Annotated in this window: 21 protein-coding genes; 11 read left to right on the top strand and 10 right to left on the bottom strand. The window is 65.4% G+C overall.

Features of this window, described 5'->3' with window-relative positions; genetic code table 11:
* Positions 1 to 5: 5 nt before the first annotated feature.
* Positions 6 to 1,541 (top strand): glucosamine inositolphosphorylceramide transferase family protein, encoded by a 1,536-nt coding sequence (locus tag AAE027_RS20525; protein ID WP_370988621.1) that lies wholly within the window; start codon positions 6 to 8, stop codon positions 1,539 to 1,541.
* On the opposite strand, the gene mdlC is transcribed toward AAE027_RS20525, so the two are convergent.
* The 10 genes from mdlC to AAE027_RS20575 all read right to left on the bottom strand — a co-directional run bounded on the left by mdlC (position 1,538) and on the right by AAE027_RS20575 (position 14,597).
* Entirely contained in the window at positions 1,538 to 3,145 is a 1,608-nt protein-coding gene (gene mdlC, locus AAE027_RS20530) for a benzoylformate decarboxylase (RefSeq protein ID WP_370988622.1), read from the bottom strand. The genes AAE027_RS20525 and mdlC overlap by 4 nt on opposite strands.
* A gap of 36 nt (positions 3,146 to 3,181) precedes the next feature.
* Positions 3,182 to 4,630, bottom strand: a complete 1,449-nt coding sequence (locus tag AAE027_RS20535) for an aldehyde dehydrogenase (protein ID WP_370988624.1) — start codon at positions 4,628 to 4,630, stop codon at positions 3,182 to 3,184.
* A gap of 50 nt (positions 4,631 to 4,680) precedes the next feature.
* Positions 4,681 to 6,006 carry an MFS transporter gene (locus AAE027_RS20540; RefSeq protein WP_370988626.1) on the bottom strand — a complete coding sequence of 442 codons (1,326 nt, stop codon included), beginning with the start codon at positions 6,004 to 6,006 and terminating at the stop codon, positions 4,681 to 4,683.
* Between the two features lie 80 nt (positions 6,007 to 6,086).
* A complete protein-coding gene (locus AAE027_RS20545) occupies positions 6,087 to 7,775 on the bottom strand; it encodes an FAD-dependent oxidoreductase (protein WP_370988628.1) in 1,689 nt (562 codons plus the stop codon).
* Between the two features lie 67 nt (positions 7,776 to 7,842).
* Complete coding sequence (locus AAE027_RS20550) at positions 7,843 to 8,307, bottom strand: MarR family winged helix-turn-helix transcriptional regulator (RefSeq protein WP_370988630.1); 465 nt, start codon at positions 8,305 to 8,307, stop codon at positions 7,843 to 7,845.
* 166 nt (positions 8,308 to 8,473) lie between these two features.
* Positions 8,474 to 9,421, bottom strand: a complete 948-nt coding sequence (locus AAE027_RS20555) for an ABC transporter substrate-binding protein (RefSeq protein WP_370988631.1) — start codon at positions 9,419 to 9,421, stop codon at positions 8,474 to 8,476.
* 101 nt (positions 9,422 to 9,522) lie between these two features.
* A complete protein-coding gene (locus AAE027_RS20560; RefSeq protein ID WP_370988632.1) occupies positions 9,523 to 10,560 on the bottom strand; it encodes an ABC transporter permease subunit in 1,038 nt (345 codons plus the stop codon).
* Positions 10,553 to 12,076 (bottom strand): sugar ABC transporter ATP-binding protein, encoded by a 1,524-nt coding sequence (locus AAE027_RS20565; RefSeq protein ID WP_370988633.1) that lies wholly within the window; start codon positions 12,074 to 12,076, stop codon positions 10,553 to 10,555. Before AAE027_RS20565 ends, AAE027_RS20560 begins: the two co-directional genes overlap by 8 nt.
* Positions 12,077 to 12,215: 139 nt before the next feature.
* A complete protein-coding gene (gene xylB / locus AAE027_RS20570; protein WP_370988634.1) occupies positions 12,216 to 13,661 on the bottom strand; it encodes a xylulokinase in 1,446 nt (481 codons plus the stop codon).
* Positions 13,662 to 13,673: 12 nt separating this feature from the next.
* Complete coding sequence (locus tag AAE027_RS20575) at positions 13,674 to 14,597, bottom strand: LysR family transcriptional regulator (protein ID WP_370988635.1); 924 nt, start codon at positions 14,595 to 14,597, stop codon at positions 13,674 to 13,676.
* Between the two features lie 108 nt (positions 14,598 to 14,705).
* Here AAE027_RS20575 and AAE027_RS20580 point away from each other — a divergent pair, with 108 nt between their 5' ends.
* Genes AAE027_RS20580 through AAE027_RS20625 form a run of 10 tightly spaced genes read left to right on the top strand, consistent with a single transcriptional unit; the run spans position 14,706 to position 25,210 of the window.
* Positions 14,706 to 15,029 carry a Dabb family protein gene (locus AAE027_RS20580; RefSeq protein ID WP_370988636.1) on the top strand — a complete coding sequence of 108 codons (324 nt, stop codon included), beginning with the start codon at positions 14,706 to 14,708 and terminating at the stop codon, positions 15,027 to 15,029.
* Positions 15,026 to 16,105, top strand: coding sequence for a maleylacetate reductase (locus AAE027_RS20585; RefSeq protein ID WP_370988637.1), 1,080 nt, complete (start codon positions 15,026 to 15,028; stop codon positions 16,103 to 16,105). The genes AAE027_RS20580 and AAE027_RS20585 overlap by 4 nt, the downstream gene beginning before the upstream one ends.
* A gap of 4 nt (positions 16,106 to 16,109) precedes the next feature.
* The gene (locus AAE027_RS20590) at positions 16,110 to 17,474 is read left to right on the top strand and encodes an amidohydrolase family protein (RefSeq protein ID WP_370988639.1); all 1,365 of its coding nucleotides are present in this window, start codon (positions 16,110 to 16,112) and stop codon (positions 17,472 to 17,474) included.
* Positions 17,475 to 17,495: 21 nt separating this feature from the next.
* Entirely contained in the window at positions 17,496 to 18,398 is a 903-nt protein-coding gene (locus tag AAE027_RS20595) for an NAD(P)-dependent oxidoreductase (protein ID WP_370988641.1), read from the top strand.
* Positions 18,399 to 18,413: 15 nt separating this feature from the next.
* Complete coding sequence (locus AAE027_RS20600) at positions 18,414 to 19,298, top strand: intradiol ring-cleavage dioxygenase (RefSeq protein WP_370988642.1); 885 nt, start codon at positions 18,414 to 18,416, stop codon at positions 19,296 to 19,298.
* 60 nt (positions 19,299 to 19,358) lie between these two features.
* The gene (locus tag AAE027_RS20605) at positions 19,359 to 20,753 is read left to right on the top strand and encodes an FAD-linked oxidase C-terminal domain-containing protein (RefSeq protein WP_370988643.1); all 1,395 of its coding nucleotides are present in this window, start codon (positions 19,359 to 19,361) and stop codon (positions 20,751 to 20,753) included.
* Positions 20,750 to 22,276, top strand: coding sequence for a sugar ABC transporter ATP-binding protein (locus AAE027_RS20610; protein WP_370988644.1), 1,527 nt, complete (start codon positions 20,750 to 20,752; stop codon positions 22,274 to 22,276). The genes AAE027_RS20605 and AAE027_RS20610 overlap by 4 nt, the downstream gene beginning before the upstream one ends.
* Entirely contained in the window at positions 22,269 to 23,219 is a 951-nt protein-coding gene (locus AAE027_RS20615) for an ABC transporter permease (protein WP_370988645.1), read from the top strand. Before AAE027_RS20610 ends, AAE027_RS20615 begins: the two co-directional genes overlap by 8 nt.
* Entirely contained in the window at positions 23,216 to 24,193 is a 978-nt protein-coding gene (locus AAE027_RS20620; RefSeq protein ID WP_370988646.1) for an ABC transporter permease, read from the top strand. The genes AAE027_RS20615 and AAE027_RS20620 overlap by 4 nt, the downstream gene beginning before the upstream one ends.
* A 42-nt stretch (positions 24,194 to 24,235) precedes the next feature.
* Positions 24,236 to 25,210 carry a sugar ABC transporter substrate-binding protein gene (locus AAE027_RS20625; protein ID WP_370988647.1) on the top strand — a complete coding sequence of 325 codons (975 nt, stop codon included), beginning with the start codon at positions 24,236 to 24,238 and terminating at the stop codon, positions 25,208 to 25,210.
* Positions 25,211 to 25,220 lie beyond the last annotated feature (10 nt).

Raw genomic sequence — 25,220 nt, forward strand, 5'->3', positions numbered from 1 at the left:
TCGACATGATCATCGAGTTTCGCTGTGAACGTGAGCATGCGCGGCGGTGGATGGACCGCGAGACGCTGTCGATCGACGGCCGGGACGTGCCGCTTCAAATCGCTTGGACCGCAACGACAGAGTCACGCCCCACAGGCCTCGACGCGCTGTTCGAACTCGAACGCGTGGTGTTGCACAGGGGCCAACACAGCGGCGCCGGCAAGCTGAAGATCATCCCGGAACGGACGCAGGCTCGCGCCGGCACGGCCGACGTGATCGTCGATTTTACGGGCGCCGCGCGCGACCCCAACTGTTCTGCCCGGCTGTATCTGCGCCCTCTCTTCAATGGCGCCGCAGGCGAAAATGCGGCGCTCGCCGCCATTCTCGCCGGCGACTTGCCGGTGATCGAGATCGTCAACGAGGTCGACAATACAGTGCTCGATCGCGGCCACCCCTCCGGAGAGATCGCGGCCGGCCTGAGCGGCGCGCTCGAAACGGTGATGGCGCGAACCCTGACCATGGTGGCGGCAATCCTGTCTGGACGGCCGCGCATCGTGCCGCAGCTGGCACGCCCCGCCGGAGACCGCATCGGCCGGCAGCCGGCGGCGTACGTTGTGCGCGGCCTCGCCGTATCGATCGCCAAGGAGATCTATCGGCTCTGCTGCTATGCCCCGCATTGGCATATCGGATGGCGCTTCAATGACGGTGCAGGCGTCTTGCAGACCGGAAATCTATCGGGACCAGGCTGGAATGTCCTTGCCGATCCGGGCCATCGCTTCTACGCCGATCCGTTTCCCATCACGTGGCAGGGACGGACATTCGTCTTCTTCGAGGATCTCGATCACCGGATTGGAAAGGGGATCATTTCCGCGATCGAATTCAACGATGCGGGCCCGGTGGGAGACGTCGTGCCGGTGCTAGAGGAGCCCTGGCACCTCTCCTACCCGTTTCTGATCGAGAACGATGGCGCATTGTGGATGATCCCTGAGAGCTCGGTCCACGGCGACGTCGCGCTCTACAAATGCGTTCGTTTTCCGGACAAATGGGAGCGTCACGCGACGCTGCTTTCCGGCCTCGAACTCGCCGATGTCACGATCACGCAACACAACGGCCTGCACTATCTGTTTGGAGCCTGGCGCGACGGAACGGGCGGCTATTCGGATTCGCTGGCGATCTACTACGCCGAGCGGCTCTTGGGCCCGTGGTTGCCCCATGCCAGCAATCCGGTCCTGATCGATCGTGCGAGCACGCGACCGGCGGGGAATTTCGTCACCATCGATGACAAATTGTGGCGCCCGGTCCAGGATTGTGCCGACGGTTACGGCGCAGCGCTCGCGCTAGCGGAAATCGTCGAACTATCGCCGACGACATTCAAGCAGATCGTTCGCCATTCGCTCAAGCCCGGGCCGGCATGGCCCGGCCGAAAGTTGCACACGCTGAACCGCTGCGGCCGTCTCGAGGTGATCGACGGATCGCGCGTTCAACCCAAGACCCGTGCCTTTGCGAGCAAATTTCCATCCGCCACTTTGGCTCCGTGGACCAATCCCTCCGCCGCCTGCTAGCGCGGATGATTGAACAGGTCCGTCGTGGCGTCGTCGACGGCGATCTCGACCAGCGCAGGACCGCTCGACGCCAACGCTTCCGCCAAGATGCGGTCGACATCGCTGGCATCGGTGACGCGCCACCCCACGCAACCCATTCCCTTGGCGAGCGCGACGAAGTCGAGCCCGGGCAAGTCGATTCCGGGAGGGCGATGCGCCTGCATGAGCCGGCTGAAGGCGCGCATCGCGCCATAGCCTGAATTGTTCATGATCACGAAGGCGATCGGCAGTCCGCGCTGCGCCGCAGTCCAGATCGCCTGGATGCAGTACATCGCAGAACCGTCACCAATCAGCGCGACGATGCGGCGGCCGGGCCGCGCCAGTGCCACGCCGATGGAGGCGGGCAGGCTGTAACCGAGTCCGCCGCTCGCCATCGTGTAGAAACTGTCCGCGCCGCGCATGGGCAGGAATTGCTGGATGGCCGGACGATGCGACGGCGCCTCCTCCACCACGATCGCATCGCGTGGCATCAGCGCCGACAACCGGCTCAGCGCATAGGCCGGAGGAATTGGATTCTGCGCTGCAGGCGCGGCGGGCCGCGGCCGCGCCGCCGGCAATTCGCGCTCCGCGATGTCGGGCAGCGCCGCCCGAAGCGCAGCGAGCGCCTTGGGGAGCGTGCTGATGATGGTGTCGCCGACGGCCGCGGACGCCGCTTCGGTCGGATCGTCGGTGATCTGCCAGACCGGCGTTCCATCATCGAGCAGTTCGCATTGTCCCTCGACATGGAAGGTGAACACGGGCGCACCGACCACGACGATCAGATCGGCGCCGCGCAAGGCGCGGGCGAGCCCTCCCGGCGCGGCCGGAAGAAAGCCTGCGAATTGCAGATGCAATTCCGGAAAGCTCGAACGGCTGGACATCGGGCTCGCCCAAACGGCCGCCCTCGCCTGCTCGGCCACCGCGACCATCGCTTCGACACAGCCGCTGCGATCGATGTCGGGGCCGACAACGAAGGCAGGCCTTTTCGCGGCTCCAATCGCGGCGCCGAGCCGGACGATGGCCGCTGGGTCGGGTGCAAATTCTGTGGCGATGTGGCGGACCGGCGGAGCAATTGCGGGCCGTGCCCAATCATCCGACGGCACGGACACGAACGTCGGGCCGCGCGGATGCTGCATGGCCGTGAGAAAGGCCTGCGCAATCGCCGCGGGAACATCCTCAGGCCGCGCGGGCTCCGCGCTCCATTTCACATAAGGCTTTGGAAACTGCTCGGCATCCTCGGCGAACAGATAGGGCCGCATCCTGAGCAGGCTGCGCGCCTGCTGCCCTGATGTCACGACCATCGGCGTCTTGTTGCGGAACGCCGTGAAGAGATTGCCGAGCGCGTGACCGAGCCCGGCCGCCGAATGCAGATTGACGAAGGCCGGCCGTCCCGTGGCCTGCGCATAGCCATCGGCCATGCCGACCACGCAGCCTTCCTGCAACCCCAGCACGTAGTCGATGTCGTCGGGCCAGTCGCCCAGGAAGGCAAGCTCGGTCGAGCCCGGATTGCCGAAGACGCGATCAACGCCAAAGGAGCGAAGCACACCAAGGGTTGCCTCCCGAACCGTCAGGACTTTTGAGCTCATAGGCGGATTCCCTTGGGTGCTTCGCTTAGAGCGCAATCAGAACGGATAATGCTGCGGCTGCGTCTCGATGGTGATCCAGCGCAGGTCGGTGAACTCGGCGATGCCGGCCTGGCCGCCGAAGCGGCCGTAGCCCGATCCCTTCACGCCGCCGAAGGGCATCTGCGCCTCGTCATGCACGGTCGGGCCGTTGACATGGCAGATGCCGCTTTCGATGCGCTGCGCCACGGTCAGCGCACGTGCGACGTCGCGGCCGAACACCGCTGCCGAGAGGCCGTACTCGGTGTCGTTGGCAAGCCGGACGGCGTCATCCACGCCGCGCGCGCGGATCACCGAGACGACGGGGCCAAAGCTCTCTTCGGTGTAGATGCGCATGCCGGGCACGACACGGTCGAGCACCGTCGCTGGGACGACCGTGGCGGCACGCTCGCCGCCCGCGAGCTTGACGGCGCCCTTGCCGATGGCGTCGTCGATCAGCGCCATGACGTGCTTGGCCGGCGCTTCGTCGATCATCGAGCCGATGACAACCGGGCCGGAGCGCGGATCGCCGGCCGGAAGCGAACTCGCCTTCTTCGCGAGCTTCTCGACAAAGGACGCGGCCACCGCCTCGTCGACGATCACGCGCTCGGTCGACATGCAGACCTGGCCCTGGTTGATGAAGGCACCGAACGCCACGGCGGCGACGGCGGCATCGAGATCGGCATCGTCGAGCACGACCAAAGGCGCCTTGCCGCCAAGCTCGAGCAGCACCGGCTTGAGATGCCGGCCGGCGAGCTCGGCGATGACGCGGCCGACGCGGGTCGAGCCGGTGAAGTTGATCCGCCGCACGGCAGGATTGGCGATGAGACGTTCGACCAAGGCCGGCGCGTCAGCCGGCGCATTGGTCACGACGTTCACGACACCGGGCGGGAAGCCTGCATCCCTGAACACCTCGCCCACCAGCCGGTGCGTTCCCGGGCAGATCTCGGACGCCTTGAGGACGACCGTGTTGCCGCAGGCGAGCGGCGTCGCCACGGCGCGCACGCCGAGAATGATCGGCGCATTCCACGGCGCGATGCCGAGACAGACGCCCGCCGGCTGGCGAACGGACATGGCGATGCATCCCGGCTTGTCGGACGGGATCACCTCGCCCGCGATCTGCGTGGTCAGCGATGCTGCTTCGCGCAGCATGCCGCTCGCGAGCTTGACGTTGAAGGCCGACCAGACCTCCGTCGTGCCGATCTCGGCCATCATGATCTTGATGAAGGCGTCGCGCTTGGCATCGAGCGCATCGGCGACCTTCAGCAGCAGAGCGCGCCTTGCGTTCGGCCCGAGCGCCGACCAACCCGGCAACGCGGCGGACGCCGCCGCCACCGCCGCATCGGCATCGGAAACTGTCGCGGCGGCCGCGCGGCTTGCGATCTCCTGCGACAGCGGATTGCGCCGCTCGAACACCTTGCCGGTCGAAGCGGCCTGATCCTGCCCATTGATGAGAAGACTGACGTCCATGAGAAGCTCCCTGATGTCTTGCTGATGTCTTGCTGATGCCTTGGCCAAGCTCAGCCGAGCAGCCGCGATTTGCTGGTTTCGTGCGCGAAGCCGAGCGCGATCATCGCTGCGAGTGCGAGCGCGATGTAGTAGCCGGTAATGGCGTAGGTGGAACCTGTCTGCGCAAACAGGCTGGTGGCGACGAGCGGTGCGATGCCGCCGCCGAGCACCGTTCCGAGTTGCTTCCCGATCGACACGCCGGTGAAGCGGATGCGGGTCGGAAACAGCTCCGGGAAATAGCTCCCTTCGGTGCTGAACATCAGCGGATGGATCACGCCCGCCGCAAGGATCACCGCACCCGTCACGAGCGGCGTGTCACGGCTCGCGACCACACCGTAGAACGCGAACATCGAGGCAGCCGCGAGCACAACGCCCGCCAGGAATAGACGCTTGCGTCCGATCCGGTCGGACCAGGCGCCGATCAGCGGCATGGCGACGAGCCCGACGAGATTGGCAAGCAGCACGGCCTGCGTGATCACGTCCTTCTGGACGCCGAGCTGACGCGTCGCGAACGAGATGGTGAAGATAGCCGTCAGGTAGAAATAGGACGTCTGCGCCATCTCGGCGAAGAACACGATGAGGATCGGCCGCCAGTGCTTCCTCACCGCCTCGACTGCCGGCACGGCTTCCCTCTCCTCGGCTTCGCGGAACGTCGCGCTCTCCTCGATGCGCCAGCGCATGTAAACGCCGAGCGCGACCAGCACCGCGCTGATCAGGAACGGAACGCGCCAGCCCCATGACAGCAGGTCCGCTTCCGGCAGCCGCGAGATCGCGAGCGCCGCAAACGAGGCGAGCACGACGCCGACGGGGCCCGCGGCCTGGATCACCGCGGCCGAGAAGCCGCGCCGGTGGCCGGGTGCGGTCTCGATTGCCATGAGGATGGCCGCGGTGGACTCGCCGCCGAGCGCAAAGCCCTGCAGGAAGCGCAGCACGACGAGCGCGATGGTCGCGACCACGCCCGTATTGGCGTAGGTCGGCAACAGCCCGATCGACATGGTCGCAAGCCCCATCAGCAGCAGCGTGCATAAGAGGACTGATTTGCGCCCCAAGCGATCGCCGAAATGGCCGAACACAAGCCCGCCGAGCGGACGCGCCAGAAATCCGACGGCGAACGTCGCGAACACTGCAATGCTCGCCGTGAGCTGGTCGAACTTCGGAAAGAACAGCTGGTCGAACACCAGCGGCGCGATCAGGCCGTAGATGAAGAAATCGTACCATTCGATCGCGGTGCCGATGGTGCCGGCGATCAGGATGCGCCGGCGGCTGCTTGCGGTCTGGTCGGCGCCGACGGCGTTGGCGGCGTGATCGTCGAAGTCCTCGAGTGCGCGTGTCGTCACGGGTTTCCTCCTCCGGTGTTGTCGTCGTCTTGTTGTTATTGGCCGTGCTGGCGCAGCTTGAATGCAGCGGCAGGAATCGTTCAGCTTGCCAGCCGCGCGCCGTCGCTTGCGCCATGCCCGACTGCGCGGGCAAGGACGCGTCCGATCGCTCCGGCCTGCGACGCGGCACCGCGCCAGGCCACGATCTGATCCGGACGTATCAGGGCAAGGTCCGCCTCGTAGAGATCGCGCAAGGATTTTGGCAGCGTGACGAGCTTCACATCGGCCCCGATCGCGCGGATGGCATCAGTGAATGACGAATGAGCGGACATGACCTCGCCGAACTGGAGCAGCGTCCACTCGAATCCGAACAGATCGTACAAGGACACGCCGTCTTCCAGCCACGCATGCGGCGCGCGGCCGCCGGGACAGGCGCTCGGAATGTAGACGTTCGCAGCGTCGGGCGGCGGCTCGCTGCCATCGGAAATGATGATCGGCGAGCCGTCGTAACGTCCTCCGAACGTCACGCCGGGAATGTTGAATTCGGCACGGGCGTGCTGTTCGAGATAGATGCCCGCAATCCGTCGCACCTCGCGACCTTCGTCCGTGGCGTCCTCGATCTCCGGTGCGGGCGCGAACAGGCCAAGAGAGTCGGCGAAGCGCCGCGCATAATCGGTGTTGCGAAGCGCGACCGGACGCCGCTCGATCTCGTAACTATCAAGCAGCGCCATCGGGCTCACGCCCTTGACGACGCTTGCGAGCTTCCAGCCGAGATTGACCGCATCCTCGATCGCGGTGTTGTAGCCGAGCCCGCCGGTCGGCGTGAACAGGTGCGCTGCATCGCCACCGAGAAAGACCCTGCCCCGCTGCATTCCATCGGCGACCAGCGCGTGACCCGCGGTCCAGGTCAGGAACGACAACACCTCGCAATCGATCGGCGCGCCGCAGGCGCGCTGGAACGCCGCCCTGGCCTCGTTGATCGTAATCGCACTTTCGTCTTCGCCCGGCCGGAGCTGCGTGTGGAACGCAAATTCGTCACGTCCGTTCACGGAGGCCATGAAGGCGCGGCGGTCGCCGTTGAAGCAATTGTACATCCACGCCTTGGCATGCGGGATGCTCGCGTAAAACTCCGGTGCGCGGAGATAGACCGCCAGCATGCGGCCGCCCATGAAATCGCGCTGTGTCCCGGTCTCGCCGCCATAGACGATCCCGAGCGATTGCCGGACCATCGAGCGCGGCCCGTCGGCGCCGACAAGGAAGTCGGCCCGAACCTGAAAGCGGCTGCCATCATCGATGCACTCGATGTCGCCGACGATGCCGTCATCGCCTTCGATGTAGCCGATCAGCCTGTGGCCATAGTTCAGCTTTATGCCGGCAAGCCGTTCGGCATGGCGGCGCAGCACCGCCTCGACATATTTCTGCGAGACCCGATGCGGCAGCTCCGCGGCGCTCCAGGAGCCCGACATGCCCTTGATGAGCTCACCTGCCCGCGACGACGACGGCAACGCGAACCGCGCCAGCTCGTAACCGGTATAGCGCGTGAAATACGCGACGTCGGTCGGGTAATCCGCGGGCAGTCCTTCGCGCCTGATCTCGTCGGCAAAGCCCAGCCGCCGATAATGCTCCATCGAGCGCGCCTGCGTCGCATTGGCCTGCGGATTGAATGCCGTGCCCGGCTTCTCATCGACCAGGATTGCGGACACGCCGCGCCGGCCGAGCTCGTTGGCCAGCATCAGCCCGCAGGGCCCCCCGCCCACGATGAGCACCGCGGCCGTCAGACGTGTTTCCAAGACGCTTCTCCCTACCAGCAATATCCTGCATGGTAAGGTTGCCTGACGATATAGTCAAGTAGCCTGACTAATCGGAGTCGAGCGTGTCGAACTCCGTGCCGTAGACCGCGAGCCCCTTCAGGATCGCGTCCATCGTGGCCTTGCCCAGCTCGGCGCGCATCTCCTGCTCGGCGATGTCGACGGCATCGCGGAATGCATCCAGCCATTTGCGCCCGGCCGGGGTGAACATGACGATGCGCGCACGCCGGTCGGTCGGATCGGCGATGCGATCGACGAGGCCGAGCTCGGCGCATTGATCGACCAGCTCGCCCATCGCCTGCTTGCTCATGGATGCACGGCGGGCAAGCTCGGTGAGCCTCGTCCCCTCGACGTCGAGATTGCGCGTGAGGCCGACATGCGCAATGCGTGTCTCGTTGTGCCCCCGCTCGCTCATCAGTTCGAGCACGCGGCCCTCGAAACGCCGCACCGCGTTGTTGAGCAAGCGACCTATGTTGGCATGCCGCCACGCGGTGCCGGATGTCCTGGCTTTCACGAGTTCTGCTTCCGAATCGAGCGATCGAGATTGCGCAAGGCTAACACAACAGGCGGCCCACGCCCTCGTATGGCAGATCAGCTCGTGTATTGACGGCTCTGCATACGGGCGGCGTGGGTGCCGCCCGTCGTTTCGTGTGTCGCTCGCACCCAGCAGGGACGGTGTTCTACTGAGAACGATCCGAGGTCCAGCCCTTGTACTCGGCGACATTGTCCCGGGTCACGAGCTTCGAAGGCAACAGCTCGACGGTCGAGGCCGGCTTCTGGCCATTGAGAATGCCGACACCGACCTGCACGGCCCGCCGCGCCATGAAGAACGGGTCCTGCGAAGCCGACGCCTGGATCTGCGGCGACTGCGGATCCTTCAGCGCGGCCTCGATATCCGGCGCGCCGTCGACCGCCGTGATGACAATGCCGCTGCGGTTCTGCTGGCGCGCGGCAAGATCAGTGCCGATCGCCTGCGGATCGTTGATGGCGAAGATGGCGTCGATCTTAGGGAAACGGGTCAGATAGCCCTGCGCGACGGTGAGGCCGCCTTCGCGCGAGCCCTTGCCGTCCTGGTCGCTGGACAACACCTTGATGCCGGCATTCTTTGAGAGGACGTTCTTGCAGCCGACGACACGGTCGATCACGGCGGAGACCTGCGGCCCGTTCTCGATGATGACGTCGCCCTTGCCGCCCAATTTGTCGACGATGTACTGGCAGGAAATCTCGCCGGCCTGCACGTTGTTCGTGGTCACGGTGGCGTCGGCGCCTTCGGCCGCGGTGTCGACCGCAACGACGACGATGCCGGCCGCCTGCGCCTTCTTGATCGCCGGCCCGATCGCTTTGGGATCGCCGGGGTTCAACAGAATCAGGTCGACGCCGGCGGCAATGAAATTGTCGATCTGGGTGACCTGCTTGCCGAGGTCGTATTCGAAGCCGACCGTCGTGATCTTCACGTTAGGATTGGTCTTTTTCGCCTCGAACTCGGCGCCCTTCGACAGCGCGACGAAGAATGGGTTACCCATCGATCCCAGCGAGACGCCGATCGACTTGAGCTCCTTGGCAAAGGATGGCGCGGTGCTTAGGGCAAGCGCCATCGCGGCGCCGGCGAGCATGATCGTCTTCAACATGGCTTCCTCCCTGGTCTGTCTTCGTCCCCGGCACGGCAGACCAGTTGCCGCAACGGAACCTCTCATCAAGCCATGCGCACTCCAGGTGCGCGCCGAGCCCTTCAAGTTCTGGCAGAACCCTGCAGCCGGTAACGATCCAGCGCCACGGCGCCGATGATCACCAGGCCCTTGATCACATATTGCCAGATGTCGGAGACACCGATGAGGATGAGGCCGTTCGACAAGACGGCGATGATCAGCGCGCCAACCAGCGTGCCCCAGATCGAGCCGATGCCGCCGACGAACGAGGTGCCGCCGAGGATCACGGCGGTGATCGCATCGAGTTCATAGGACTGCCCGAGCTGCAGGCCATTGGCCGCATAGAGCCGCGCCGCTTGCATGGCGCCGCCGAGCCCGGCGAAAAGTCCGGAGACACCGTAGACGAAGATCAGCACGGCCCAGACCTTGATGCCGGCAAGCCGCGCCGCGCTCTCATTGCCGCCCACCGCATAGATGTGCACGCCGAGCACGGTCCGGCGCAGCACCAGCCAGGAGACGAAGATGACGAGCAAGGCGATCACCGAGAGCCACGGGATCGAGGCAACGCCGGGGACGAGCGTCAGCGAGCCATTGCCGATGAAGGCATAAGGAATGGACGGATTGAACACGGTGGTGTCGGCCCCGAGCAGTCGCGCCAGGCCGCGTACGGCGGTGAGAGAACCGAGCGTGACGATGAAAGGCGGCAGGCGGAGCAGCGCAATCAGCGCGCCATTGATGACGCCGAAGCCAAGGCCCGTGAGCAGCGCGGCCGGCAGCCACAGCATCCCGAGCTCCGGCAGCTTGGAGAGCGTCAACCCCGCCATCGCGGAGGCCGCCAGGATCGAGCCGACCGAGAGATCGATGCCGCCGGTGAGGATGACGAAGGTCATGCCCGCGGCGAGCACGGTATTCACCGCGGCCTGCTGCAACACGATGCCGAGATTTTGTCCGGTGAAGAAGCGGCCCTCGGACAGAAAATGGAAACCGACGCACAGGATCAACAGCACTGGCAGCATGCCGAGCGCGCTGATCAGCACTCTTATGCGTTGACGCTTCGTCTCTTGCGCAGCCGCAAGGCCGGCAGCTGTGGCAGTGTCCACCTTCGGAGAGCCGTCATGCATCGAGTTGCTCCATCCCGGTGGCGAGCGTCATGATGTCTTCCTGGTTCAGGGGAGCCGCAGCTTCGCGCCTGATCTCACCGGCGATGTGTCCGGCGCGCATCACGATGACGCGGTCGCAGATGCCGATGATCTCGGGCAGGTCGGACGAGATGACGAGGATCGCGGTGCCGGCCTTGGCCAGATTGTCGATGATCGAATAGATCTCGGACTTGGCGCCGACGTCGACGCCACGCGTCGGCTCGTCGAGGATCAGAACCTTCGGCGCAATGGCGAGAAGCCGTGACAGCAGCACCTTCTGCTGGTTGCCGCCGGACAGGCCACCGGCGGGGACGGCGACGTCGGCGGCGCGGATGCTGAGCCCCGCGAAGGCCCGGTCGGCGCGCTCGCGCGCCTTGTCGCGATCCAGAAACCAGCCGAGCTTGGCATCGCGCGCGAGCACTGCGAGATTGATGTTGTCCAGACATGACATGTCGAGAAACAGGCCGAGCGCCTTCCTGTCCTCGGTCAGATAGGCGATGCCGGCCTCGAGTGCCGCGCCGGGGGTACGGATGTCGATCGGACGTCCCTCGAGTTCGAGACGGCCCGATGTTCTCGGTGCGGCACCGATGATGAGATGCGCAAGCTCGGTGCGACCGGCACCGATCAGGCCGGCAAGCCCCACGACCTCGCCTGCATGCACAGTCAGCGAGCAACCCTTGACGCGCTGGCCATCGGCCATGTCGATCGCTGCAAGCACGGGATGCCCCCGCCCCGCCTCCGGATCGTGATCCTTCTTGTAAAACGAGGAGACGTCACGCCCGACCATCAGCCGGACGATGGTGTCGGCGCGGATCTCAGGCTTGTCGAGCGACCCGACCAGCCTGCCGTCGCGGAGCACGGTGACACGGTCGCCGAGCGCATAGACCTCGTCCATGCGATGCGAGATGTAGATGATGGCAAGCCCCTCGGAGCGAAGCTGGCGGATCAGCGCGAACAGCCGCTCGCTCTCGGCGGCCGACAACGAGGTGGTCGGCTCGTCCATGATCAGGATCTTTGATCTGGCGTGCAGCGCACGCGCGATCTCGACCAGCTGCCGCTGGCCCATGGACAGATGCGCCACCAGCGTCCACGGCAGGAAGTCTGCGCCCAGTCGTTTCAGGATCGGGCCGACACCCTCGCGCATGGCGCCGCGCGCCAGCAAACCTGATCGCGATATCTCTCGCCCCAAATAGATATTCTCGGCAACACTGAGATTGGGCGCGAGCGACAGCTCCTGATAGATGATGGAGATGCCCGCCGCGCGGCCGCCGAGCGGACCTTCGATCCGCACCGGGCTGCCCTCGATGCGGATCTCGCCGCCCGGATCAGGCCGGTAGGCGCCGGACAGGATCTTCATCAGCGTCGACTTGCCGGCGCCGTTCTCACCCATCAAAGCATGAATTTCGCCGGCATAGACGGTGAGATCGACGGCCCGCAGCGCCTTGATGCCAAAGAAGGATTTTGAGACCCCGCGCATCTCGAGGATCGGATCGTTCATCGTGCCTCCCGCGCACAATGCGTTTCCCACCCGCGTCTCGTTTCTTGCCCAGCGCGGTTTGGTCATTAAACAAAAGCGGGTGACGCAGGGCAATACCGAAGGCGAGTATACCGAGGTATGGGAATCCAGATTGGGCAGGCTAGTGGCGCGGCCGATACAGTTCGCGCCATGCGGGAAGCCGCCCGGCATAGGTATCGACAAGTTCAGCGTCGGGCTCGAACGTCTCGATGCGCTCTGGCCGCGTGCATACGGCAGCGATTGCCTCACCGGTGACAGCAAGCCGCCCCAATCTCGCCGCACCGAACGCGGCGCCGGTCTCACCTCCAACGAAGCGATGGACCGGAACATTCAGCACGTTTGCCAGTACCGAGAGCCAGAATGGGGACCGCGAACCACCACCAATGACATCGGCTCCCGCAATCGCAATGCCGGCATCCGCGAGCGCGTCGCGACAATCGGCAAGCGCGAAGGCAACGCCCTCGAGCACCGCCTGCACGATCGTCCCGCGATCGGTGCCATGGCTCAGACCATCCAGCATGCCGCGCACGGCGGGATCATCGTGCGGCGTCCGCTCGCCTGCGAGATAAGGCAGGAAGCTCACAGGCGACGGCGCCTGCGGGCGCGCTCCAAGCGGCGCCAGCAGCTCGGCCTCGCCGACGCCGAACAGGCGCGCGAGCCAAGCGAGGCAAGAGGCGGCCGAGAGGATCGCGCCGGCCTGAATCCACATGGCGGGAATGGCATGGCAGAATGTATGCACCGCGCGGTCGGGGCTGGCGGCGATTCTGCTGGTCGGTGCCATGAGGGCGCCGGAGGTTCCCAGCGATATGAACGCGGTTCCCGGCCCGATCGCGCCGATGCCGACGGCGCCGGCCGGATTGTCGCCGGCTCCGCCCGCGATCACCGGCTGCCGGGTCATACCCCAGCGCCGCGCGAGCTCGGCACGCAGGGTCGTTGCGGGCGCGCATCCCTCGACCAGACGCGGCATGTGATCGCGCGACAGGCCGGTCGCTGCCAATGCTGAATCCGACCAGTCCCGACGCGCGGCGTCGAGCCACAGCGATCCCGATGCATCCGAGACGTCCTCGATGGCCTCGCCGCTCAGCACCAGGCGCAGATAGGCCTTCGGAAGCAGAACGAGCTTGGTCGCCGCAAAGATGTCAGGCTCGTGGGTCGCGATCCAGAGCAGCTTCGGTGCGGTGAATCCCGGCATCGCTTTGTTGCCCGACGTCGCACGCAAGGCGGGCCAGCGCTGCTCCAGGATACGGCATTCAGCGGCCGACCGCCCGTCGTTCCAGAGGATGCAGGGCCGCAAGGGCCTTAAGCTCGCATCGAGCAGCGTGGCACCGTGCATCTGGCCGGATAGTCCAATGCCTTCGACCGCCGCCAGCTCGCCGGCATGCGATGCCTTCAGGGCATCCAGCGTGGCAAAGGTCGCATCGATCCACTGCGCGGGATCTTGCTCGTAGTAACCGGATTGCGGCGAGACGGTCGTGAGCGGCCGGCTCTCGCTCGCAATCACGCGCTGCGCAGCGTCGATGAGAACGGTCTTGACTGCGGAGGTGCCGAGATCGATGCCGAGATACATGGATGCTCCCGCTCACTTCGCCGCGTCGATCCAGATCCCCGGCTCCGAATGCTCGCGGATGTGGCTGACCAGGAAGTCCGAGAACACCCGGATCTTGGCCGGCAGCCCGGCGCGGTTCTGATAGGCGATGTTCATGGTGAGCAGTGGCAGCTCCCAGTCCATCAGGACGGGGACGAGCCGGCCCGCGGCGATATCGCTTTGGACGATGTAGAGCGGCTGGATGAGGATACCGAGACCTGCCAATGCCGCGCCGCGGATGACCTGGCCGTCATTGCTGTCGAGCGTCGGCGTGATGCGCACCGTCTGCGCGCCATGGCCCTTGCGCAGGCGCAGCGAATAGGGATCGTTGGCGAGATTGTAGACCAGCATGTTGTGACGCGCGAGATCGGCGGGCTGTTCCGGCGCACCGCAGCTTGCGAGATAGGAGGGTGCGGCCGCGAGCACGCGACGCATCTGGCCGATGCGGCGGACGATGATGTTCGAATCCGGCTCCTGCTCGCGCGTCCGGATCGCAACGTCGATGCCGGCCTCGATGAAATCGGGGTAGCGGTTGGCGGTGGTGATCTGCATGTTGAGCTTCGGATAGCGCGCGCGGAAGGCCGGCAGCATCGGCGCCAGATAGATCACCGCAAAGGATAGCGAGCTCGTGACACGCAGGGTGCCCTGCGGCGACAGCGCGCGATCGCTGACGATGTCCTCGGCCTCGGCCAGTTCGTTCAAGACCCGGCTGGAACGCTCCAGCAGCTCCTGCCCCGCCTCCGTCAGCCACAGGCGGCGGGTGTTGCGCTCGATCAGCCGGACGGCGAGCCGCTCCTCGAGCGCGCTGAGATGGCGGCTCGCGGCCGCGTTCGACATGCGCAGCGCTTCGGCGGCCTTGGACAGGCTGCCGAGCTCGGCCGTCTTGGAAAAGACCTCCAATTGCGCCAGGCGATCCATTTTTCCACTTTTAGGAAAAGAGAGTTACGATTATTGGCCTTTATTTCCGCCTCCCGCAAGTCAAAATAGCCTCAACACAAGCAAGATAGCAGGCGAGGAAACAGGGAAATGTCGGGCCCGATCAGGCACATCGTGATGTGGCGGCTGCGCGGGGAGACCCCGGCGGAGCGATCCGCCGCCCGGATCAAGGTCAAGACCCTGTTCGAAGGCCTGCGCGGCCGGATCGACGGCCTCACCCATATCGAGGTCGGCCTGGATGTCAGCGCGGTCGATTACGCCTGCGACGTCGTCCTGTTCTCCGAGTTCACCAACGAGGCCGCGCTCAGCGCCTACGCCAATCACCCCGAACATTTGCGCGTTCGCGAGGCGCTGGGCGACTTGCGGATCGGACGCTTCCAGGTCGATTATCCCATCAAAGAGACCGGCGCATGATCGGTTCGTTCACCTTTGAAAACCTACCCTGCCGTGTTGTGTTCGGCAGCGGAACGCTTGCCTCCGCCAAGGCTGAAGTCGAGCGGCTCGGCGGCAAGCGCGCGCTGGTGCTGACGACGCCGCAGCAGGAGACGCAGGGCAAGAGTCTCGGTGCGTCGCTCGGGCCGCTCTATGCGGGCCTGTTTTCCGGCGCCATCATGCATACCCCGGTCGAGGTCACGGAGCGCGCGCTCGCCGCCATGAAGGCATGCGAGGCCGACTGCGTCGTCTCGCTCGGCGGCGGATCGACCACCGGCCTTGGCAAGGCGCTCGCCTTGCGCACCGGCGTCAACCAGCTCTGCATCCCCACCACCTATGCCGGCTCGGAGATGACACCGATCGTCGGCCAGACCGAGAACGGCCTGAAGACCACGGTGCGCGATGCCGCCGTGCTGCCGGAGACCGTGATCTACGATGTCGACCTGACCCTGACGCTGCCGGCGAGCTTAGCTGCGACCTCCGGCATCAACGCGATCGCACATGCGGTGGAAGCGCTCTACGCGCGCGACGCCAATCCCGTGACATCGCTGATGGCGGAAGAAGGCATCCGCGCGCTGGCCCGCGCCCTGCCCGCCATCGCCGCGAGGAGCGACGATCGCGACGCGCGCACCGAGGCGCTCTATGGCGCCTGGTTATGCGGCGTCTGCCTCGGCACCGTCGGCATGGCACTGCATCACAAGCTCTGTCACACGCTCGGCGGCACTTTTGATCTGCCGCATGCCGAAACGCACACCATCGTGCTGCCGCATGCGCTGGCCTACAATGCACCGGCGGTGCCAGATGCGATGGCGCGCATCGCGCGCGCGATTGGCGCGGCCGATGCCTCCCAAGGGCTGTACGACCTTGCGAAGCGGCTGGATGCAAAGCTTGCGCTGCGCGACGTCGGCATGCCCGAGAGCGGCATCGACAAGGCGGCCGATCTCGCCGTCACCAACGCCTACTGGAATCCGCGTCCGCTCGAGCGGAGCGCCATCCGCGACCTGATCGCGCGCGCCTGGGCCGGCGAGCCGCCGGGCGCTATCAAACCGGCGGCGTGAAGCGATGCGGCGCACGCTGATCAAATCAGCCACCGTCATCAGCATGGATGACGCGATCGGCGACCTCTCGACCGGCGACGTGCTGGTCGAGGGCAGCCGAATCGCCGATGTGCGGCCATCGATCGACGTCGCGGCCGACACGGAGGTTGTCGACGGCAAGGGACGGATCGTCATCCCGGGCCTGATCAACGCGCATATGCACACCTGGCAGACGGGTTTGCGCGGCTATGCCGCGAACTGGACGCTGCTGGAATATTTCCGCCGCATGCATGCCGGCCTTGCGACCGTGTTCCGACCCGAGGACATCCATATCGCGACGCTGGTCGGCGCGCTGAACCAGATCAATTGCGGCACGACGACACTCGTCGACTGGTGCCACAACAATCCGACGCCAGATCACACCGACGCTGCGGTTCGCGGCCTGATCGAGAGCGGCATCCGCGCCGCCTTCTTTCATGGCTCGCCGAAACCCGAGCCGAAGCCCGGCGAGCCGCATTTCTCGGAAATCCCGCATCCGTGCCGCGAGGTGGAGCGGTTGCTGGCGGGCCCTCTCGCCGACCGCGACGGCCTCGTTACGCTCGGGCTCGCCATTCTCGGCCCGCATTACTCGACGCTCGACGTCGCCATGCACGACTTCCGCCTGGCACGGGAGCTCAAACTGATCGCATCGATGCATCAGGGCGGCGGCCCCGCCAAGACGCCGGGTGGCTGGGAAAAGCTGATCGAGGCCGGCCTCGTCGGCGCCGGCGTCAACATCGTTCATGGCAACGATCTGCCCGACGATCTGCTCGACCGGATGATCGATCTCGGCGTGTCCTTTTCGGTCACGCCCGAGAACGAGATGATCCAGGGCCATGGCTTTCCGATCACCGGACGGTTGCTGAAGCGCGGCGTGCGGCCGACCATTGGTATCGATCTGGAATCCGTACTGGCCGGCGATCTCCTCTCCGTTGCGCGCGTCGCGCTCTCGATGCAGCGGGCGCTCGACAATGCGGAGACGCGCAAGGCCAGGGGCACCATCCCGGCAACGACCACGATTCCGGTGCGCGAGGCGCTGCGCTGGATCACGACCGAAGGCGCCCGCATGCTCGGCCGCGAGCATCAGATCGGTTCGTTGACGCCGGGCAAGCTCGCCGACCTCGTCATCATCAACGCTTCCGATCTCAACCTTTTCCCGGTGCACGATCCCGTCGCGACAGTGGTGATGCAGACGAGCCTCGCCAATATCGAGGCGGTCATGATCGGCGGCGCCTGGAAGAAGCGAAATGGCCGGCTGCTGGTCGAAGCGCTCGAGAGCAAAAAAGAACTGCTGGAACAATCCGGCCGACGGCTGGTGCAGGACATCGAACGACAGGGACGCGCCGCCTGAAGGCGCCAATGGACAAGAACAATGACTGATGCTTCAAGGAATGTCGCTTTCATCGGGATCGGCAAGATGGGCCTGCCGATGTCGGTGCTCGTCGCCAAGGCCGGTTACGCCGTCACCGCATTCGATCAGAGCGCGGCGCGGATCAACGAGGCACGCGCGCAAGGCATTGCGATTGCCGCTACGCCGGCCGAGGCCGTGAGCGGCAAGACGGCAGTCGTCACGTCCCTGCCCGACGACGCTGCCTTGCGCGGCGCGCTGCTCGGTCCTGCCGGCCTCATCGCCGCGATGGCGTCCGGAGCTGTTCTCATCGAGACCAGCACCGTGAGCGTCGAGGCTTCTACCGAGGTTGCAGCCGCCGCGCAGGCGCGCGGCATTGCCTATCTTCGCTCGCCGGTCTCCGGCAATGCCAGCATCGTGCACACCGGCGCGCTGACCTGCTTCGTCTCGGGGCCGAAGGATGCCTTTGACAAGGCAAAGCCGCTGTTCGCGGCCTTCACCCGTGCGCAGACCTATCTCGGGCCGGCCGAGGAAGCACGCTACGCAAAACTCTCGGTCAATTTGATGATCGCAGTCTCGGCGGCGATGATGGCGGAGAGCCTGGCGCTGGCGCGCAAGGGCGGCATCGCCTGGCAAGACATCTTGAAGGTGCTCGACGATAGTGCAGTGGCTTCGCCGATGGTGAAGTACAAGACTGCGCCGCTGCGCAACCGCGATTTCGAGTCCACTTTCTCCTGCAAGCAGATGGCCAAGGATCTCGACCTCATCCTCGGCGCCGGCCACGCCGTCGGCGTGCCGCTGCAGCTCGCGGCGCAAGTGCGCGAGACCTATGGCTCGTTGGTCGCGCAGGGCGACGGCGAGACCGACTTCATTGCGACCGTCAAGCATCTCGAACGGTTGTCCGGCCTCGGCGAGCCGAAGCTGTGATCAACGGAGGCACACATGCGTAACTTCAACGAGAACACGATCACGGACGCGGTGCTGGAGCGGATCGCGGGGGCGACCGATCCGCGCATCAAGCAAATCAGCGAGGCGCTGGTCCGTCACCTTCATGCCTTCGTCCGAGAGGTGCGGCCGACCCAGAAGGAATGGGAATACGGCATCGACTTCCTGACCCGCACCGGGCACATGTGCGACGACAAGCGTCAGGAGTTCATCCTGCTGTCGGATACGCTCGGGGTCTCCATGCTGGTCGACGCGATCAACCATCCGGTGCCGGAGGGCGCGACCGAAACCACGGTGCTCGGTCCGTTCTTCGTCCAGGCCGCGCCGGAGAAGGAGAGCGGCGCCGATATCTCGGGTCCGATGGAAGGCGATCCGATGCTGGTCACCGGTTCGGTCTCGACCGTTGACGGAAACCCGCTTGCGGGCGCCGTGGTCGACGTCTGGCATTCCGACGATGACGGCTATTACGACGTGCAGCAGCTCGACGCCATCGGCGATCTCGCGATGCGTGCCCGCTTCCACACCGACCAGAACGGCCGCTTCCATTTCTGGTCGATCAAGCCGGCCGCCTATCCGATCCCGCATGACGGCCCGGTGGGCGAGATGCTGGAGGTCCAGGGCCGCCATCCCTGGCGTCCCGCCCATGTGCACTTCATGATCTCGTCGCCCGGTTTCGAGCAGCTGGTGACCCACGTGTTCGTCGCCGGCGACCAGTATCTCGACTCCGACGTGGTGTTCGGCGTCAAGGACAGCCTGATCCGCGAATTCGTCCGCCACCCTGCCGGCCATGCGCCGGATGGTCGCATGGTGGACAGCGCGTATTTTCATCTCAACTATGATTTCGGCCTGAAGCAGGTTGCGAGCAACGCGCAAGCCGCCTAAGCCGAACGACAACGCAGCGGACCGGCAAGAGTCCGTCATCGGGGCAGAGAGGGACGAAGGATGGGACCGCGGATCAGCACGTCAGCATTGGCCGATCGCCTCACCGGCATGATCGGCCCGCGCGCCAGCGTCGCGCGCGGCGTGCTCGATCAGCACGGGCAGAGCGAGTCGCATTACCGCAATCTGCCGCCCGACATCGTCGTCTTCCCTGAAACAACGCAGGAGGTCGCCGAGATCGTGAAACTCTGCGCGAGCGCGGGGATGCCGATCGTCCCGTTCGGCGCCGGCACCTCCCTCGAAGGCAACGCCGCCGCGGTTGCCGGCGGCGTCTGCTTCGATTTCGCGCGCATGAACAAGATGCTTGCCGTGCACGACAGCGACATGGATGTCGTGGTGCAGCCCGGCATCACGCGAAAACAGCTCAATGCGGAGCTGCGGGCGACCGGCCTGTTCTTTCCGATCGACCCGGGCGCGGACGCCTCGATCGGCGGCATGACCTCCACGCGCGCCTCCGGCACCATGGCGGTGCGCTACGGCACCATGAAGGACAATGTCATGGCGCTGGAGGTGGTGCTCGCGGATGGGCGCGTGATCCGCACCGCCAAGCGCGCGCGCAAATCGGCGGCCGGCTATGATCTGACGCGCATGTTCGTCGGCGCCGAAGGCACGCTTGGTGTCATCACCGAGATCACGCTGAAGGTACATCCCGTGCCGCAGGCGATCTCCGCCGCGGTGTGCAGCTTCGATAGCCTGCAAAACGCCGTCGATACCGCCATTTCCGTGATCCAGTCGGCAATCCCCGTCGCGCGCATCGAGTTGCTCGACGACGTCATGATGCGCGGCATCAATGCCTACGCCAAGCTCGGCTATCGCGAGGCCCCGACCTTGTTCTTCGAATTCCATGGCTCCGAGGCTTCCGTCGCCGAGCAGGCCGAGGCCGCGCAGGCCATCGCCGCCGACCATGGCGGCCATGGCTTTGCCTGGGCCAAGGCGCCGGAAGACCGCAGCCGGCTCTGGCACGCCCGCGACAACACGCTCTATGCGGGCCTCGGCTTGCGACCCGGTGCACGCGCGGTGATCACCGATGTCTGCGTGCCGATCTCGCGGCTGGCCGAATGCCTGACCGAGACGCGGCGCGATGCGGACGAGCACGGTTTCACGGCGCCGATCGTCGGCCATGTCGGCGACGGCAATTTCCACATGCTGATCCTGATCGACACGGCAAAGTCCGACGAGATCGAGGGCGCCAAGGCGCTCCAGGCCCGCATGGTCGCGCGCGCCATCGCCATGGACGGCACCTGCACCGGCGAGCACGGCATCGGGCTCGGCAAGATCGATTATCTCACCGACGAGCTCGGCGAGGCCGTCAACGTGATGCGGCAGGTCAAGACCGCACTCGACCCGAACGGTCTCATGAATCCCGGAAAGATCTTTGCCAGCGGAGCGCAGGCATGAGCAGCGCAGCATTGGCCGTTGAACCCTCTCCGCCGACACCGCTCTTGGAGCTGCGCGGCATCAGCAAGGAATTTCCCGGCGTCAAGGCGCTGGATGACGTGTCCTTCGCCGTCTACCCCGGCGAAGTCCATATGCTGCTGGGCGAGAACGGCGCCGGCAAGTCGAGCCTGATGAAGGTGCTGTGCGGCGCCTACCGCGCCGATGCCGGCGAATTCTTCTACAAGGGCGAGAAGGTCGAGATCAGCTCGACCGCGGATGCGCAGAAGCTCGGCATTGCCGTCATCTTCCAGGAATTCTCGCTGGTCCCCTATCTCGATATCGCCCAGAACATCTTCCTCGGTCGCGAGCCGAAAGGCCGCATTCCCGGAAGCATCGACCGCCGCAAGATCCTGGCTGACGCGCGTCGTGTCCTCAGCACCATCGGTTTCGACATCGATCCTTCCACCACCGTCGACAAGTTAGGGGTGGCACAGCAGCAGATGGTCGAGATCGCCAAGGCGATCAGCCAGAACGCCCGCATCCTCGTGATGGACGAGCCGACGGCCGCGCTGTCCGACCGCGAGACCGAACTGCTGTTCGCGCTGATCGCGCGGCTGAAGGCCGACGGCGTGTCGATCGTCTACATCTCACACCGGATGGCCGAGGTGTTCGCGCTCGGCGACCGCATCACCGTGCTGCGCGACGGCCGCCGCATCGACGGCGTCCGGCCCGCCGACGTGACACCGGACCAGCTCGTTCGCATGATGGTCGGCCGCAATGTCGACATGACCTACCCGCGCAACTTTGCCGACAAGCCCGGCGAGGTGCTGCTGGAGGTCAAGGGCCTGACCTCCTCGACCGGCATCTCCGACATCAACATCGAGGTGCGCCGGGGCGAGATCGTCGGCCTGTGCGGCCTCGTCGGCTCCGGCCGCAGCGAGGTTGCCCGCGCCATTTTCGGCGCCGATCCCATGACATCGGGCGAGATCGTCTTCGACGGCAAGACCATCTCCGGCGAGCCTGACCTTGCCGCCCGCCGCGGCATCGCGCTGATCCCGGAGAGCCGCAAGAGCGAGGGCCTCGCGCTGCTACGATCAGTCAGCGATAATCTGGTGGTATCGGCGCTGCGAAAGCTGTTCCCGAGCGGCCTGTTCGACCAGCGCAGTGCGCAGCGCACCTCCGACGGCCTGATCCGGCAATTGAGGATCGCGACACCGAGTGCGCGCCAGACCGTTGGCCTGCTCTCGGGCGGCAACCAGCAGAAGGTCGTGATCGGCAAGTGGCTGGCGGCCGGCTCGAAGCTGTTCATCTTCGACGAACCGACGCGCGGCATCGACATCGGCGCCAAGTCGGAGATCTTTGCCCTGATCGACCGCCTCGTCGCGGACGGCGCGGCCGCCTTGATGATCTCGTCCGAACAGGTCGAGATCTGCCATGTCTGCGACCGCGCCTATGTGATGCGCGAGGGCCGCATCGCCGGGCACCTGACACGCAACGAACTGACCGAGGAGAACATCGTGCGACTGGGGATGCATTATGCGTGAAGCCGCGGTCATCTCGCAACCCAATCCGCTGCAACGCATTCCCGGCGTTGCCATGGTGCTGGTGCTGCTGATCGCGCTGTTCAGCGCAATCGCGCCCGGCTTCCTGTCGGTCGCCAACCTCTCCAACGTGCTGGTGCAGTCGACCATCCTGACCATGCTCGCGCTGCCGATGACACTGATCATCATGACCGAGGGGCTGGACCTGTCGATGGGCGCGGTGCTGACGCTGACCTCGCTCTGCGTCGCGATCGTGTCGCTCGCGACGAAATCGATGTTGCTGGGGTTAGGTGCCGGCCTGCTGGTCGGCGCGGGCTTCGGCATCGTCAACGGCTGGCTGGTCGCGATCCTGGGCATTCCGCCCTTTGTCGCGACGCTGGGCACGCTCGGCATGGCGCAGGGCCTGTCGCTGATCGTCAGCGACGGCCAGAGCGTGGTCGGCATTCCCCACAGCGTGCGCGACATCTACTCGGCGACACTTCTCGGCATTCCCGTGCCGATCGTGATGGCGCTGGTGACCTATGCGGCCTTTCACGGCCTGCTCTATCACACCCGCTTCGGCACCTATATCTTCGCGCTGGGCGGCAATCGCGAGGCGCTGCGCTATGCCGGACTCTCGCCGAACAAGCTGCTGATCGCAGTCTATGCGATCGGCGGCGCCATGGCAGGAATCGCGGGCCTGTTGATGACTGCGCGGATGAATTCCGGCCATCCCACCGCCGGCCTTGGTCTCGAATTCGATGCCATCGCGGCCGTCGCCGTCGGCGGCACGTCGTTCGAGCGCGGCAATGGCTGGCTGCTCGGCACCGTACTGGGCGTGATTGCGGTCGGCGTGTTGCGCAATGGGCTGAACCTGATCTCGCTGCCGTCCTCGGTGCAGGTCGCAAGCGTCGGCGTGCTCGTCATCGTCGCGCTGTTCCTCGATGGCCTCAGGAGCCGCGCATGACCGACATCACCAAAGATGCCATCGCGCCGCCCCGCTCCTTCCTATCGCAGGACGCGATCCAGCTGTTCTATCGCCTGCTCGCGGCACTGCTGATCTGCGCGGTGCTGGCCGTGCTCAGCGATTCCTTCCTGAGCCTCGGCAACATCCTCAACGTGCTGAGGCAGGCGAGCCTGACCTTCTTCATCGCCTCCGGCCTGACGCTGGTGGTCTTGACCGCCGGCCTCGACCTCTCTGTCGGCGCCAATGTCGCGCTGTCGGCCTGTATCGCCGGCACGGTGATCCACAAGACCGGCTCGCCGGCGCTCGGCATCCTCACCGGGCTTGCCTGCGGCGGCATCGTTGGCCTCCTCAACGGCGTCATGGTCACCGCGCTCCGCATCCCCTCCTTCATCGCCACCTATGGCATGCTATGGGTGCTGAACGGCCTCACTTATTGGTACATGGCGGGCGAGACCCTTCACGGCTTCCCCGCCGGCTTCCGCCAGATCGGCAGCGGCTATCTGTTCGGCCTTCCGATCCCGGTCTATCTGCTGCTGGTGTTCCTCGGCATCGGGACGCTGTTCGCGCAACGGACGATCTGGGGCCAGGAGATCTATGCGATCGGCGCCAATCCGGTCGCCGCCCGGCTCTCCGGCATCCCCGTCGCGCGCCGCCTGCTGCTGGTCTATGCCGTCTCCGGCACCATGGCGGGACTCGCTTCGATCATCTTCCTGTCGCGCCTGAATTCGGCCGAGGCCGATATCGGCGAAAGCCTGACGTTGCCGGCGATTGCGGCGGTGCTGATCGGCGGCACCTCGCTGTTCGGCGGCGTCGGCACCGTGTTCGGCACCTTCATCGGCGTACTGATCCTGACCTTGGTGCTGAACGGCATGAACCTGCTCTCGGTCAGCGCCAACTGGCAGCCGCTGGTGACAGGCATCATCGTCATTCTCGCGGTCTGGCTCGACATGAAGACCCGCCGCCGCGCGCAATGAGCTTTTAGAAATCCAACAAGCAAAATGAGGGATGGAGGCTACATGAAACTGAAACTTGGCTATCTGACGCTGCCGCTGCTGATGGCGGCTGCGTTCACCACGGGAGCGCGCGCCGACGGCGAGACCATCGCCGTCTTCACCAAGAACCAGACCAACCCGTTCTTCCAGACGGTGCGGGTCGGCGCCGACAACATGGCGAAGACGCTGAACGCGAAGACGCTGCAGTACATCCCGACCAAGCCCGACAGCATCCCCGAGCAGCTCAGCCAGATCGAGGACGTCGTCGTGAAGAAGCCGAGCGCGATCGTCTTCACGCCGGTCGACTACAAGGCGATGGTGCCGGGGGTCGAGAAGATCAACGAGGCCAAAATCCCCGTCGTCAACATCACCGACCGTTCGGCGGGTGGCAAATTCCTCTCCTTCGTCGGCGCCGACGATTACAGCCTTGGGCTCGAGACCGCGCGCTACCTGCTCAAGACGCTGGGCGGCAAGGGCAACATCGTCATCATCGAGGGCGTCAAGGGCTCACTGACCAATGTCGACCGCGTCCGCGGCTTCAACGCTGCGCTGAAGGAGGCTCCGGGCGCCAAGCTGCTGGCCTCGCAGCCCGGCAATTACCAGCGGCTGCAGGCGCTCCAGGTGATGGAGAACCTGATGCAGTCGAACTCGCAGATCGACGGCGTGCTCGCCGCCAACGATGCCATGGCGGTCGGCGCGATCGAGGCGCTCGACGGCGCCAACCGCAAAGCCCAGGTGATCGGCATCAACGGCACCAAGGAAGCGATCGACGCGATCAAATCCGGCAAGCTGCTCGCGAGCGGCGACTATAACGGATTTGCGCAAGGGTGCCTCGGCACCATGATGGCGATCCGCTCCTTGCGCAACCAGCCGGTCATCAACGAGATCGTGCTGAAGCCGACCGTCATCACCAAGGACAATTTTGGGCCGTTCGACGTGCCGCTGGAGCAGCGGACCTGCCCGACCTTCGAGGAAGCGGGCAAGCTCGGCGCCAAGTAGACTAACCGAT

The organism is Bradyrhizobium sp. DN3 (assembly GCF_041357655.1).
In the GTDB taxonomy this organism is placed as follows: Bacteria; Pseudomonadota; Alphaproteobacteria; order Rhizobiales; family Xanthobacteraceae; genus Bradyrhizobium.